Consider the following 13,186-nt stretch of genomic DNA (forward strand, 5'->3'; position numbering starts at 1 on the left):
CCCCGAAATGCCGCCCACCGGCCGGGCCGCGCAACCCGACATCCTCCAAGATAGAAGCGCCGGAGGCCAAGAGGCCTCCGGCGCTTCGCCGTATCCGCGCGGGTCAGCTGGCGGGCCCGGCGAGGAAGGCGATGAGGTCCTGCCGCGTGACGAGCCCCTTGGGCTTGCCGTCGACCAGGACGACGGCGGCCCCGGACTTCTCCAGCACCCCGACGGCCTTGCTCACCGGCTCCCCGGACCCGAGCGTCGGCAGCGGCTCCGACATGTGCAGCTCCACCGGCTCGCTCAGCTTCGCGCGCTCCCTGACCAGGATGTCGAGCAGGTCCCGCTCCACCACGGAGCCGACCACCTCCGCCGCCATGACCGGCGGCTCCTCCTTCATCACCGGGAGCTGCGACACCTCGTACTCCCGCATGATCGAGATGGCGGTCTGCACGCTCTCGTGCGGGTGGACGTGCACGAACTCCGGCAGCGTCCGCCCCTTGCGCGTCAGCACCTCGCCGACCCTGGCCTCCTCGGTCGCGGGGATGAGGAAGCCGTAGTCGGCCATCCACTCGTCGTTGAAGATCTTCGTGAGGTACCCGCGGCCGCCGTCCGGCAGGAGCACCACGACCACGTCGTCCGGCCCGGCCCGCTCCGCCACGCGCAGCGCCGCGACGACCGCCATCCCGCAGGACCCGCCGACGAGCAGCGCCTCCTCGCGGGCCAGCCGCCGCGTCATGTTGAAGGAGTCCTTGTCCGACACGGCGATGACCTCGTCGCAGATGTCACGGTCATAGGTCTCGGGCCAGATGTCCTCACCCACCCCCTCGGTGAGATAGGGACGCCCGCTGCCCCCGGAGTACACCGACCCCTCCGGATCGGCCCCGATGACCTTGACCCGGCCCTCGGAGACCTCCTTCAGGTATTTCCCGGCGCCGCTGATGGTCCCGCCGGTGCCGATCCCCGCCACGAAGTGCGTGATGCGCCCCTCTGTCTGCTCCCATATCTCCGGCCCGGTCGTCTCGTAGTGCGACACCGGGTTCTGCGGGTTGGTGTACTGGTCCGGCTTCCACGCCCCCGGAATCTCCGCGGCCAGCCGGTCCGACACCGAGTAGTACGAGTCGGGATGCTCGGGCGACACCGCCGTCGGGCACACCACGACCTCCGCGCCATAGGCCCGCAGCACGTCGACCTTGTCCCGGGCGACCTTGTCGGGGCAGACGAAGACGCACCGGTACCCCCGGTACTGCGCCACGATCGCGAGACCCACCCCGGTGTTCCCGGACGTGGGCTCCACGATCGTCCCGCCGGGCCGCAGCTCCCCCGACCGCTCCGCCGCGTCGATCATGCGGACGGCGATCCGGTCCTTCACCGACCCGCCGGGGTTGAAGTACTCCACCTTGGCGAGCACCTGGGCCCCGGGACGGCCCGTCCCCTCGCTGTCGGTCACCTTGCGCAGCCGGACGAGTGGAGTGTTGCCCATCAGCTCGACGAGCGAATCGTGTACCTGCACCGCGACATCCTTGTCGTTCAGTGTGCCGAATCAATGGTCGCGTCCCTGTTCACGCGGGGCGCCCGGGACGCGGGTCCGGATGGACCCCTTTTCCGACGGTAGCCGAGCCGGAGAGTGCAGGCATCAACGCGGCGGCCCGGGGGTAGAAACATCATCACGGAGGGTCAGCGACGCATGGTGAGGGCATTCACGGCGCGGCGCATCGCGGCGGCCGCGGCGTACGGGGGCGGCGGGATCACGGCCGTGGGCGGCATCACCTTCGGCCTGGTCGTGATCGAGGCGAAGCTGGCCCGCAGGATGATCCAGGCGACGCCCAACGGCGACCCGCCGCGCGCGGACGGCCTCTACGGCGGCGCGCTGGAGACCACACCCCTGTCCCTCGTCATGATCGGCGACTCGACCGCCGCGGGCCTGGGCGTCCACACCCCTGAGGAGACCCCGGCCGCGCTCCTGGCGACCGGCCTCTCCGCGATCGCCGACCGTCCCGTCCGCCTGACGAACGTCGCCCGCTCCGGCGCCCGCTCGCCGTCCTTGCGCGGCCAGGTCGACCGCGCGCTGCAGACCCGTCCCGACATCGCCGTCATCATGATCGGCGCCAACGACGTGACGGGCCGCATCCCGCCCGCCGACTCCGTCCGCCACCTGGCGGACGCGGTCGAGCGCCTCCGCGCCGCGGGCAGCCACGTCGTCGTCGGCACCTGCCCCGACCTGGGCTCCGTCAAGCCCCTGATGCCGCCGCTGAGATGGATCGCCCGCCGCGCCAGCCGCCAGCTCGCCGCCGCCCAGACCATCGCCGCGGTCGAACGCGGCGCCCGCTCCATCTCCCTGGGCGACCTGCTGGGCCGCGAGTTCGCCGCCGACCCGCTCTCGATGTTCAGCGAGGACCGTTACCACCCGTCCGCCCGGGGCTACGCGGCCGCGTCCGCCGCCGTCCTGCCCTCGATCGCGGCCGCGCTCGGCCTGGAGCCCGACCTCGCCGACCAGCCCGGCACGGGCGTCCTCCCGGTGTACCTGGCCGCCGCCGAGGCCGCCGAGGTCTCGGGCACCGAGGTCCGCGGCGCCCCCGCCGCAGACCGCGACCGCCCCCGCTGGGCCACCCTCCTACGCCGCCGCACGGCCACCGGCCACCACTCCACCGGCGCGCCTCACCCAGTGGCCCCGGACCCGGCCTGAAGGCCCGTCAGGCGGCGAGAGGGGCCTGTGGCTCGCGGGTGATCAGGGAACGAGGACCGGGGCCCGTCCGGTCACCATCGACGAGCCCCGGCCGGTCATCCGACCCCGTCACACGGCCGCCGCCCGCGCTTGCGGCGGCCGCCCGGCGGGGCCGCGTCCAGCGTCCGGTCCTCGACGTCCCGCCCACATGGGGCGGCAGTCATCACCGGGCCGGGACCGGCACATGCCGACCGCCCGAACCGGCCATCCGACCGACAAATCCGACCGGCCGGACCCGCACACCCGGGTCGCTATTGGCTCGGCTGTCAACACAAAGGGGACCCGCACTGTCAGTCCCGCGGAGGCAGCGGCTAGATTGCTGGTGACCGACGAGTAACACCGACGTCACGTGATACGGCCGCCAGAACGGCTAGGCGGCGGCGTCCCGGGGCACGGTCGTGCGGCACGGTGGGGGCGGGGCCGTGGGACCGGCCGGTGTGGTCGCCACAGGACCGGCTGCGAGACAGGAGACCCGCACATGCCCGAGGCAGTCATCGTCGCAACCGCGCGCTCACCGATCGGCCGCGCGTTCAAGGGGTCGCTCAAGGACATGCGGCCCGACGACCTCACCGCTCAGATGATCACGGCCGCGATGGCCAAGGTCCCGCAGCTGGACCCGGGCCGGATCGACGACCTCCTGCTCGGCTGCGGCCTGCCCGGCGGCGAGCAGGGCTACAACATGGCCCGCGTCGTGGCCGTCCTGCTGGGCTGGGACGACGTGCCCGGCGCCACCATCACCCGCTACTGCTCGTCGTCCCTCCAGACGACCCGGATGGCCTTCCACGCCATCAAGGCGGGCGAGGCGGACGTGATCGTCTCCGCGGGCGTCGAGACCGTCAGCCGCTTCGCCAAGGGCAGCAGCGACGGTCTCCCCGACACGCAGAACCCGCAGTTCGCCGAGGCTCAGGCCCGCACGGCCAGGGCGGGCGAGGGCGGCTCGCCCGTGTGGCACGACCCGCGCGAGGACGGCGGCCTCCCGGACATCTACATCGCGATGGGCCAGACCGCCGAGAACGTGGCCGGACTGCGCGGCGTCTCGCGGCAGGCGCAGGACGAGTTCGGCGTCCGCTCGCAGAACCTCGCGGAGAAGGCGCTCGCGAACGGCTTCTGGGAGAAGGACATCACCCCGGTGACGCTGCCGGACGGCACCGTCCTCGCCAAGGACGACGGCCCGCGGCCCGGCACCACCTACGAGAAGGTCTCGCAGCTCCAGCCGGTGTTCCGCCCGGACGGGACGGTCACCGCCGGCAACTGCTGCCCGCTGAACGACGGCGCCGCCGCGGTGGTGGTCATGAGCGACACCAAGGCCGCGGAGCTCGGCATCACGCCGCTGGCGAGGATCGTCTCGACCGGTGTCACCGGCCTGTCCCCCGAGATCATGGGCCTCGGTCCGGTGGGCGCGTCGCGTAAAGCCCTCGCCAAGGCCGGCATGACGATCGACGACATCGACCTCGTCGAGATCAACGAGGCGTTCGCCGCGCAGGTGCTGCCGTCCGCCGCCGACCTGGGCATCGACATCGACAAGCTGAACGTGAACGGCGGCGCGATCGCGGTCGGCCACCCGTTCGGGATGACGGGCGCCCGCATCACCTCCACGCTGCTCAACAGCCTGAAGTTCCACGACAAGCAGTTCGGGCTGGAGACGATGTGCGTCGGCGGCGGCCAGGGCATGGCGATGGTCGTGGAGCGCCTCTCGTAACGCCCTGGCGGCCGGCGGGCGGCGACCGCACGGCCGGCGGCCCGCCGCGGAACGCCTCACGCGCCTCCACGGCGGGCCGTCCGCCCGGCACGGGCGGGCTCACCACCGACCACGGCGGCGACCTGCGGGTTTCCGGAGAACATCCCCGTTATAAACGATCTACGTAACGTAATAGATAGGTCCCCGTTAGGGGGTTGTCACATCCGGACTCCTGTTGCAGAGTCAGCAGGAAGAGCCCCGCGACCTGGAGGTGCCAATTGTCACTGAACCACTCGCCGGAGACGCACAGCAAGCTGATAGCCCGCATTCCGCAAGTCACAGGACGTGACATCCCCGAGTGGTTCACCGCCATCGAGAACGGCCCGTCGTTCACCCGCTGCGAGGAACGCAGCTCCTGGCTGGCCGAAGAGCACAACCTCTCCCACGGCTACGCGGCCGCGCTGGTGCGCGAGCACGAGCGCACCCGCCGTGCGAGGCACTACTGAGCCTGACGCGCTGATCGAGCCTGACGCGGTACCAGCGCCTCCTGCGGCCGACGCCGCATCACCGGGGCGGGCGCCGCACCCCTGAGCCTCATGCCGAGTGCATCGTGCGCCGAGCAGTGCGCCGAGCAGAGAGCAAGGCTCCCGTAAGAACTTCATACGAACTTGGTGGGATCCCGCCAACGGATGCCCCCGTCGTCGTGCCGCCGCATCGCGCCACGACTCTGGCGCTGAGATCCCACATTTGATCAGCCCCACGCCCAGGCGCGGGGCTGATCATTGCGTTCACCCGGTGGTCAGGTGTGCGGCCAGCTCTTCGGCGCCGGGGCCGGACAGGTCGGACACGGCGTCCAGCCGGCCGGCGCACACCAGCAGCAGCGCGACCATCGGCGCCCTGACCTCGGGGCCGCGTCCGGCGGTCCAGGGGGTGTCGGTGGCGACCAGGCGGAAGCCCGCCACCTTCCGGGCCGAGGGGAGCGGACGGGGCCAGCGCATGGACAGCAGGCGGCCGGCGGCGACGGCCGCGGCGTGCGAGGGCACGTCATGCCGCAGGCCCAGCGGGATGGCGATGTCCTGCCCGTGAACGAGGATGTCGGTGAGCGTCTCCAGATAGGTGACGCCGATGTTGTGCCGCCGCGACCCCACCATTCCCCGGATCCGGGCGATGATCTGCTCGTCCGTCAGCGCGGCGGCGCGGCGGCACGCGGCGTGCTGGATGGTGCGGTCGAGGCTGCCGCGCCACCGTGCCAGCATCGCGATCGCGGCGACGGGGCCCAACTGCTGCAGGGTCAGGTGCGCGGCGACGTCCCGCACCGTCCAGCCGGCGCACAGCGATGGGTGCCGCCACTGGTCGTCCGACAGATTGTCGAGCAGGTCGGCCAGGCTGCGCCGCTGCGCGTCGATCACCTGCCAGACCTGATCGGGGTCCAGCACGACCGAGGTCACGGGACGGGTCAGGCGCTCGCCGTTCATGCCGATGCCTCCACAGGGTTCGCGCCGACGACCGACGTGACCAGCGCGGCGGTCCGCGCGGACGGGATCCGCGCGGACGGGTCGAACGCCGGGTCCGGGTTCGCCGGCTGGTGCGGGACGACTCCCGTCCAGTGGTACATGATGACCGGTCTCCACCGGTAGTGGGGTGGTGGTCGCGTCGCACATCTGCGCGATCGGAAATTCCGCGACTAAATGTGAATGCATTTCGGGAATGCCGGGCTTCCGGCTTACTTCAATAACCGCCGCCGGAGAAGCCGCGGGAGAACGGGGAGAAAGCGTCCGTCCGAGCGGACCGGCGCCCTCGGCAGAGCGCCGGCCGGCCGTTGTGTGCCCCTGGTCGGACTCGAACCGACACGTTGGCTCTTTTAGGGAGCCCGCCTCTGCCATTGGGCTACAGGGGCGGCGCAATCATATCGAGTCAGCGGGTCGTCACGGTCCGTCCTTCCGCCTCGGAGGCGGCGGCGCGGACGTTGTGAACGCGGCGAATCGCGCGGATTTCATGCCTGCCTATCTGCCCGCTCTCGCAGGCCAGGGCGGATGCGGCGAGGTAGAGGAGCCAGACGCGCGCACGGCCGGGTCCGGCCAGTTCTTCGCATTCGGTCCAATGGCGCCGCAGGCCCGCGGCCCAGGCGCGCAGCGTCCGCGCGTGGTCCTCGCGGAGCGCCTCCACGCCGCGCACTTCGAGCCCGGCCTCCTCCAGCTCGTCGAGGAGCGCGCCGAGCGGGCGCAGGCCTGCGTCGTCCGGGACCATGTAGCTGGTGATGAAGGTCCGCCGGGCCCGCTGCGGGTCAGGGCGGCGGACCGGCTGCTGCAGGACGAGCCGTCCCCCGGGCGCGAGCAGTTCGTACAGGCGCGGCGCCGGGCGTTCGATGGACGCCACCCCCGCCAGCCCGACGATCGCGTCGTAGGGCCCGTCACCGGCCTCGTCCAGGTCGAACCCGCGGACCTCGACACCCTCGTCCGCGGCCACGGCCCGCACGTGGCCGGCCTGCTCGGGGGTGCGGGCGAGCGCGACGACCCGGGCGCCGTGGTGGACGGCGGCATGCCGCGCGAACGCGCCCCAGCCGCAGCTCACGTCGAGCAGCCGGGCGCCGGCGAACAGCCCGAGACGCTCGGCGATGCCCACGTGCGCGGCGAACTGGGCGGCCCCCAGATCGCCCTCAAGGTCAACGCCCAGGCCGGCGCCGAGGTCCGCGGCCGGATCAGCGTCCAGGCCGGCGTCCAAGTCGTCGCCGAGGTCGTTCCAGTTCGCGGTGATGTGTGCCAGCTCGTCGCCGAAGAGGCGGGCGAAGAACGTGGGGGGCTCCACCATCGGCTCGGCGGCGGCGCGGCGCCCGGTGGCGAGTTCCTCCGGGGGCGGTTTCGGTTCGGGGCCGACGGCGCCCAGCGTCACCGCGGTGCGGACGATGTCGCGCTTGTCGTCGCCGCTCAGCCGGATCGGCTCGTCGCCGCTCCGCATCACCCGCCGGACGGCGTCGAGCGCGGCGAAGACGTCCCCCTCGATGTCCAGCTCACCGGCCACGTAGGCGCGGACCAGGCCCATCTCGCCGGGCTTCCACAGCAGCCGCCGCAGGGCCCGCCGATGCTTGATCACGAACGCGGGCGCGCCGGGCGGGCCGATGGAGCTGCCGTCCCAGGCGAGGACGCGGATCGGCAGCGCGTCCGCCGCCTCCCGCCCCTCGCCCAGAAGGATCTTGGTGAGCAGCGGCGCCAGGCGGAGCGCCACCCCCTTCGTCGCGGAGCCCGCCCCGCCGAGTTCCCCTGCGGCCTCCGCCGCCTCCAGTTCCGCGGGCACGTCGCTCCAGGTGGCGTCTCCGTCGTGCATGGCAGGGCGCGCCTCCTCGCAAGGACGTGTCAGACGTTCCAGACCATGATGACTCCCGCCGGCCCGGACGACAGGGCAGGACGGGTCATGTGTCGTGCTGGCGGCCGGCCGCGAGCTCGAACTCCTGACGGGGCCATTCCAGTTCGCCGAGGGAGACGATCTCGCGCCGGAAGAACGCGGCGAGCGTCCAGTCCATGGTGATCCGGAATTTACGATTCACAGTCGGCATCCGCGACAAATGATATGTGCGATGCATGAACCAGGCGGGCAACCCGCGGAGCTTCATTCCGTACACGTTCGCGACGCCTTTGTGCAGGCCAAGGCTCGCGACTGAGCCGACGTAGGCGTGCACGTACGCCTTTCTGGGCTTTCCGCGCAGATCCGCCACGATGTTGTCACCCAAACGTTTGGCCTGCCTGACGGCGTGCTGCGCATTGGGCGCCGTGAAGTCGCCGGTGTCGGTGAGATCGGGAACGGCCGCGTTGTCGCCCGCCGCGTAGACGCCCTCCACCCCGTCGACGGTCAGTTCGGCGGTGGCCTTGATGCGTCCCTTGTCGTCGATGGGAAGGTCGCTGTCGTTGACGACGGGGTGCGGTTTCACGCCGGCGGTCCACACGAGCGTCCCGGCGTCGAACTCCTCGCCGTCGCTCAGCACGATGTGCCGCCCCTCGGCGGACTTCAGCAGCGTCTCCATCTTGATCTCGATGCCGCGGCGGCGCAGCGCCTCCGCCGCCCAGCGGCCCATCTCCGGACCCACCTCGGGCAGGATCCGGTCGGTCGCCTCGACCATCAGCCAGCGCATCTCGCGCTCGTCGATGCCCGGGTACGCCCTGCAGGCGTCCCGCGCCATGTCCTCCAGCTCCGCCATGGCCTCGACGCCCGCGAACCCGGCCCCGACGAACACGAACGTCAGCGCCCGGCGCCGGACCTTCTCGTCGTCCGGGTTGGACGCGGCGATGTCGAGCTGGTGCAGGACGTGGTTGCGCAGGAAGATCGCCTCTTCGATGGTCTTGAACCCGATCCCGCAGTCGGCGAGCCCGGGGATCGGGAGGGTCCGCGAGATGGACCCGAGGGCGACCACGAGCAGGTCGTAGCCGACCTCCCGTTCGGGCACGCCCGCGGTCTGCGCACCCGCCGGCTGGAGCGTGAGCCGCCTGGACGCGTGGTCGATCCGCGTCACGAACCCGTTCAGGATCCGGCAGCGCTTGAGCACCTGCCGCAGCGGCGCCACGACGTGGCGCGGCTCCAGGTTCCCGGCCGCGGCCTCCGGCAGGAACGGCTGGTAGGTCATGTAGGACTGCGGGTCGATGACGGTGACGGCCACCTCGCCGCGCCGCAGCTCGCGGCGCAGCCTCTTCTGCAGGCGCAGGGCCGTGTACATGCCGACGTACCCGCCGCCGACGATCACGATGCGCGTCGTGGAACCGCGTCCGGACGGATCCTGCCCGGAAGGAGTGCGATCGGAAGGCATGCCGGGAGCGATACCCGCATATGGGCCCAGCTCACCCATGGCGGGACGGCGAGTCCGGCGGCGGCGACGCGGCGGCGATACCCGGGGGCGACGCAGCGGCGATGCGGCGGACGATCACGCCGGCCTCACGAGTTCGCGAATCGCCCGAACCAAGCCGTCCCGATCCGCATCTCAGGGGACGTAGCACAAGGATCCGGTGCCTCCATGGGCACCGGCGCAAGGAAAAGACGCGGGTCAGGGCCGGACGGGGGCGCCAAGCGGCCGCGGGACGTCGGGCCGGGACAGGGTCGGCCCTGACCGCTCCGGCCGCTTGGCCACAGGCCCTGCCCCGCGCCCCAGCCTTCGCCCGGTCTTCGCCCCGGCCCCTCCCCGGTTTCCCGCCTTCCGCTAGCGGTAGTCGCGGGCGCGGGTGAGGACGGCGTCCAGCATCTCCTCGGTGACGCGCCCGGTGAAGGTGTTCTGCTGGCTCGGGTGGTAGCAGCCCAGCATCAGGACGGGCCCGCGCGACCGCGCCGAGGGCGGCGGCGCCAGCTCGACCTCCGCGCCGTGCCCGAACTTCGGCCGCGGGCGCGGCAGCCCGTACCCGGCCTGCCTGAGCGCCGGCCACACGCCCTGCCACGCGAACCCGCCGAGGCACACGACGCAGCGGACGCTCGCCGCGACCTGCTCGACCTCGCGGGACAGCCACGGCAGGCACGTCGTGCGCTCCAGCGGCGTCGGCTTGTTGTCGGGCGGCGCGCAGCGGACGGTCGCCGCCATCCGCGCCCCGATCAGCCGCTGCCCGTCGCCCGCGCGGACGCTGGTCGGCAGCGCGGCGAGCCCGACCCGGTGCAGCGAGGCGAACAGCCAGTCCCCCGACCGGTCGCCGGTGAAGATCCGGCCGGTGCGGTTGCCGCCGTGCGCGGCCGGGGCCAGCCCGACGATCAGGATCCGCGGCTCCGGCTCGCCCCATCCGGCGACGGGACGGCCCCAGTACTCCTCGTCCGCGAACGCCCGGCGCCGCTGCACGGCGACTTTTTCCCGCCATTCCACGAGCCGGTCGCACGCCCGGCACACCGACTGCCGGGCGCACAGCTCGTCCAGGTCGGGGGCCTTGGCGGCCAGCTCGATGACGTCCCCGGTCCCTTGCGCCACGGGCGTTTCGGAGGTCGCCGGGTCTTCGGGCCATCCGGTCCCGGGCGGGACGAACGGAGCGTTGGCGGTCGGCATACCATCGATCGTCGCACGCCACAGGCGGTGGCCGGGTTCCGCCCATCTCTCTGCACAGGCCGTTCATCTCGGTACGATGCGTTCGCCGGTCGGGGAGGCGGGAGTCCGGCACGCCATGGGCGAAGCGGAGGCAGGCAGTGTCGCAACCGGGCTGGTATCCAGACCCCTACGGCACCGGCAGCCTGCGCTGGTGGGACGGCGAGACCTGGACGGAACGCCTCAATCCGGAGCCGGTCCGTCCGCCACGGCTACGTCTCCCCGCGCAGGAGCAACGGCCGCGGGAAGAGTACGAGGAGACCCAGTACGGGTCCCAGTACGGGACCGAGTACGGGACGCACTACGCGGCGCCGCACTTCCAGCAGCCGACCTGGGAGGCCCGTCCGGCCGTCCAGCCGCTGGACATGAACGTGCGCGGCGTGCACCTTTACGCCGACGACCGGTTCGTGGCGTACGGGAACGCGTCGCTGCAGTGGCCACATGTGGAATGGGTGGCGTACTGGGCGGCGGAGCGCCCGGCCGGATACGGCCAGCCCGCCGGGACGCAGTGGGTCTTCCAGGCGGGCCGGTACCCGTTCCGCGGCGGCCCGCGCGTCGAGGTGGTCATCGAGCCGGACGCGCTCCACGGCGGCGGGGGCGCGGGCGCGGGCAGGGCCGACGCGCCCGGCACCGAGGGCGAGCCGGAGCACATCTGGGGCCGGCTGATCCAGCTGTGCCAGGAGCACGCCGAGCAGCGGCTGGTGAACGAGCTGGCCGGACGCGTCAGATCGGGCGAGTCGGTCGACGTGGCCCAGGGGCTGACCGTGCATCCCGGCGGCGTCCGCGGCAACCGCGTCTCGCTGAGCTGGGCGGCCATCTCCGGGGCGACGGTGGACGGCGGGCGGGTCTGGATCCAGCAGGCCAACAGCTCCGCGCCGATCCTCTACATCCCGCAGCAGAACCCGAACGCGGTGCTCATCCCGGCCCTGCTGACCCAGCTGAAACGCTGAACCCCGGCGCTAAACGGAGCCTGAGGGCTCAGACCAGGGACCAGGCCAGGCCGTCCAGGATGTCGTGCTCGCTGACGACGACGGCGCCGAACCCGTACTCCCGCATGATCCGGTCGAGGATCAGCGCGCCAGCGCCGATCACGTCGACGCGCCCGGGATGCATGACGCCCAGCTCGGCCCGCTCGGCGCGGGTGGCGTGCAGCAGCCGCCGCGTCACGTCGTGGACCTGCGTGGCGGTGATCCGGGACAGGTGGATGCGGGACGAGTCGTACGTCGGCAGCCCGAGCGCGATCCCGGCGACCGTGGTGACGGACCCGGCGAGCCCGACGAGCGTGCGCGCCTCGTGCACCGGCACCGTCCGGCGGACCTCGGCGAGCGCCGCGTCGATGTCGGCGGCGGCACCGGATATCTGCTGGGGCGACGGCGGGTCGCCGTCCTTCAGGTGCCGCTCGGTCATCCGGACGCAGCCGATGTCGATGGAGCGGGCCGCGTCGGCCGTGGAGCTGCCGACGACGAACTCGGTGGACCCGCCGCCGATGTCGACCACCAGGTAGGGCCGCGCCGGACGCAGCGCCGCCAGTTCCCGGGTGGCGCCGATGAACGACAGCTCGGCCTCCTCGTCCCCGGTGATCACCTCGGGGACGACGCCGAAGATGTCGACGACGCCGCTGACGAAGTCGGCCCGGTTCTCGGCGTCGCGGGTCGCGCTGGTCGCCACCACCCGCGTCTTGATCGGGCCGTGCCCGGCCCTCGCCCCGTACCGCTCGATCAGGGCGGCGTAGCCGCGCATCGCCGTAAAGGTACGTTCCAGAGCGGCGGGCGACAGCCGGCCCGTCTCGTCCACGCCCTCGCCCAGCCGGACGATCTCCATGCGGCGGTCGACGTCCGTCAGCGTCCCGCCGCCCTCGCCGGGGGCGATGTCGGCGATCAGGAGGCGGACGGAGTTCGTCCCGCAGTCGATGGTCGCGACGCGCGTCACCGCTCCACCCCCGGATCGGCCACGTCCGGACCGGCGCCTTCCGGATCGGGCTTGTCCGGACCCACGGCGACGCAGGGGCCGGAGCGCCACCATTCGGGCAGCGCGTCGAGCCCTTCGCGGCCGAACGGGTTGACGCCGGGCACGGCCAGCTCGTGGGCGATGAGCGCGTGCAGGCATTTGACGCGTTCGGGCATGCCGCCGGCGCTCTGCGTGCCCTCGGGCAGCGGCTCGATGCCGTCCTCGCGGGCCGCGTCGCCACGACGCCGCAGGTAGTCCTCGTGTGCGGCGCTGTACTCGGCTCTGAGGGACGGGTCGGCCGCGAGCCTGTCCTGCATGTCCCGCATGACACCGCCGCCCTCCAGCGTCCCGATGGCGGATGCGGCCTTCGGGCAGGTCAGGTAGTACAGCGTGGGGAACGGCGTCCCGTCCGGGAGCCGCGGCGCCGTCTCGATCACGGCGGGCAGGCCGCACGGGCAGCGGCTCGCCACCCGGCGGACGCCGCGCGGCTCCCGCCCCAGCTGGGCCGCGACCGCGGCCGTGTCACGTGCTTCGATCATGTGCGTCCCCACCGGCGGACCTCCCCGACCCGCCTCGACAGCGCGTTCCAACCGTGCCCCTCCGACCAACGCGCGCCCTTCCGGCCAACACGCGCCTTTCCGACCAACACGGCCCCCTCCGGCCACCGTCACACTCCGACGCCCTGCACGCCCTGCGGCGCCTCCGGCGCTCTCCGACGACCACTCTCCCCGCCGCTCGGGAACGCCGTCACGGCGCCTTGCGGCAGTCCCCGTGGTGGCGCGGCCCGGCCCGCCGCACCGGCGGCGCTCCCCCGCCC

Annotated in this window: 12 protein-coding genes and 1 tRNA gene; 4 read left to right on the plus strand and 9 right to left on the minus strand. The window is 72.6% G+C overall.

Going from position 1 to position 13,186, the window contains the following annotated elements:
* Positions 1-103: 103 nt before the first annotated feature.
* Complete coding sequence (locus E1264_RS16960) at positions 104-1,495, minus strand: cystathionine beta-synthase (protein WP_132174532.1); 1,392 nt, start codon at positions 1,493-1,495, stop codon at positions 104-106.
* A 174-nt stretch (positions 1,496-1,669) separates the two neighbouring features.
* Between E1264_RS16960 and E1264_RS16965 the strand changes: the two genes are divergently transcribed.
* The 3 genes from E1264_RS16965 to E1264_RS16975 all read left to right on the plus strand — a co-directional run bounded on the left by E1264_RS16965 (position 1,670) and on the right by E1264_RS16975 (position 4,891).
* A complete protein-coding gene (locus tag E1264_RS16965; RefSeq protein ID WP_132174534.1) occupies positions 1,670-2,668 on the plus strand; it encodes an SGNH/GDSL hydrolase family protein in 999 nt (332 codons plus the stop codon).
* A gap of 517 nt (positions 2,669-3,185) precedes the next feature.
* Positions 3,186-4,406: an acetyl-CoA C-acetyltransferase gene (locus E1264_RS16970; RefSeq protein ID WP_132174536.1), complete on the plus strand. Its 1,221-nt coding sequence runs from the start codon at positions 3,186-3,188 to the stop codon at positions 4,404-4,406.
* Positions 4,407-4,663: 257 nt separating this feature from the next.
* On the plus strand, positions 4,664-4,891 hold the full coding sequence (locus E1264_RS16975) for a DUF4287 domain-containing protein (protein WP_067799929.1): 228 nt from the start codon (positions 4,664-4,666) through the stop codon (positions 4,889-4,891).
* 282 nt (positions 4,892-5,173) lie between these two features.
* On the opposite strand, the gene E1264_RS16980 is transcribed toward E1264_RS16975, so the two are convergent.
* From E1264_RS16980 to E1264_RS17000, 6 genes are all read right to left on the minus strand, one after another.
* Positions 5,174-5,860 carry a maleylpyruvate isomerase family mycothiol-dependent enzyme gene (locus tag E1264_RS16980; protein WP_207935970.1) on the minus strand — a complete coding sequence of 229 codons (687 nt, stop codon included), beginning with the start codon at positions 5,858-5,860 and terminating at the stop codon, positions 5,174-5,176.
* The gene (locus E1264_RS43415; protein WP_165964213.1) at positions 5,857-6,000 is read right to left on the minus strand and encodes a hypothetical protein; all 144 of its coding nucleotides are present in this window, start codon (positions 5,998-6,000) and stop codon (positions 5,857-5,859) included. The genes E1264_RS16980 and E1264_RS43415 overlap by 4 nt, the downstream gene beginning before the upstream one ends.
* Positions 6,001-6,209: 209 nt before the next feature.
* A tRNA-Leu gene (locus E1264_RS16985) sits at positions 6,210-6,282 on the minus strand.
* 17 nt (positions 6,283-6,299) lie between these two features.
* Complete coding sequence (locus E1264_RS16990) at positions 6,300-7,706, minus strand: class I SAM-dependent methyltransferase (protein WP_132174538.1); 1,407 nt, start codon at positions 7,704-7,706, stop codon at positions 6,300-6,302.
* A gap of 85 nt (positions 7,707-7,791) precedes the next feature.
* Positions 7,792-9,177, minus strand: a complete 1,386-nt coding sequence (locus tag E1264_RS16995) for an NAD(P)/FAD-dependent oxidoreductase (protein WP_132174540.1) — start codon at positions 9,175-9,177, stop codon at positions 7,792-7,794.
* 387 nt (positions 9,178-9,564) lie between these two features.
* Positions 9,565-10,386: a uracil-DNA glycosylase gene (locus E1264_RS17000; protein ID WP_132174542.1), complete on the minus strand. Its 822-nt coding sequence runs from the start codon at positions 10,384-10,386 to the stop codon at positions 9,565-9,567.
* Between the two features lie 137 nt (positions 10,387-10,523).
* Between E1264_RS17000 and E1264_RS17005 the strand changes: the two genes are divergently transcribed.
* Positions 10,524-11,372 carry a DUF2510 domain-containing protein gene (locus E1264_RS17005; RefSeq protein ID WP_132174544.1) on the plus strand — a complete coding sequence of 283 codons (849 nt, stop codon included), beginning with the start codon at positions 10,524-10,526 and terminating at the stop codon, positions 11,370-11,372.
* 28 nt (positions 11,373-11,400) lie between these two features.
* Here E1264_RS17005 and E1264_RS17010 read toward each other — a convergent pair whose 3' ends face one another.
* On the minus strand, positions 11,401-12,351 hold the full coding sequence (locus tag E1264_RS17010) for a Ppx/GppA phosphatase family protein (RefSeq protein WP_132174546.1): 951 nt from the start codon (positions 12,349-12,351) through the stop codon (positions 11,401-11,403).
* Positions 12,348-12,908, minus strand: a complete 561-nt coding sequence (locus E1264_RS17015) for a DUF501 domain-containing protein (protein WP_132174548.1) — start codon at positions 12,906-12,908, stop codon at positions 12,348-12,350. The genes E1264_RS17010 and E1264_RS17015 overlap by 4 nt, the downstream gene beginning before the upstream one ends.
* Positions 12,909-13,186: the final 278 nt, after the last annotated feature.

The sequence above is a fragment of the Actinomadura sp. KC216 genome (assembly GCF_004348535.1).
Classification (GTDB): domain Bacteria; phylum Actinomycetota; class Actinomycetes; order Streptosporangiales; family Streptosporangiaceae; genus Spirillospora.

Coding starts and splice junctions, on each gene's coding strand:
- E1264_RS16965 (WP_132174534.1), top strand. CDS start 1,670: ATGGTGAGGGCATTCACGGCGCGGCGCATCGCGGCGGCCGCGGCGTAC.
- E1264_RS16970 (WP_132174536.1), top strand. CDS start 3,186: ATGCCCGAGGCAGTCATCGTCGCAACCGCGCGCTCACCGATCGGCCGC.
- E1264_RS16980 (WP_207935970.1), bottom strand. CDS start 5,860: ATGAACGGCGAGCGCCTGACCCGTCCCGTGACCTCGGTCGTGCTGGAC.
- E1264_RS43415 (WP_165964213.1), bottom strand. CDS start 6,000: ATGTACCACTGGACGGGAGTCGTCCCGCACCAGCCGGCGAACCCGGAC.
- E1264_RS16990 (WP_132174538.1), bottom strand. CDS start 7,706: ATGCACGACGGAGACGCCACCTGGAGCGACGTGCCCGCGGAACTGGAG.
- E1264_RS16995 (WP_132174540.1), bottom strand. CDS start 9,177: ATGCCTTCCGATCGCACTCCTTCCGGGCAGGATCCGTCCGGACGCGGT.
- E1264_RS17000 (WP_132174542.1), bottom strand. CDS start 10,386: ATGCCGACCGCCAACGCTCCGTTCGTCCCGCCCGGGACCGGATGGCCC.
- E1264_RS17015 (WP_132174548.1), bottom strand. CDS start 12,908: ATGATCGAAGCACGTGACACGGCCGCGGTCGCGGCCCAGCTGGGGCGG.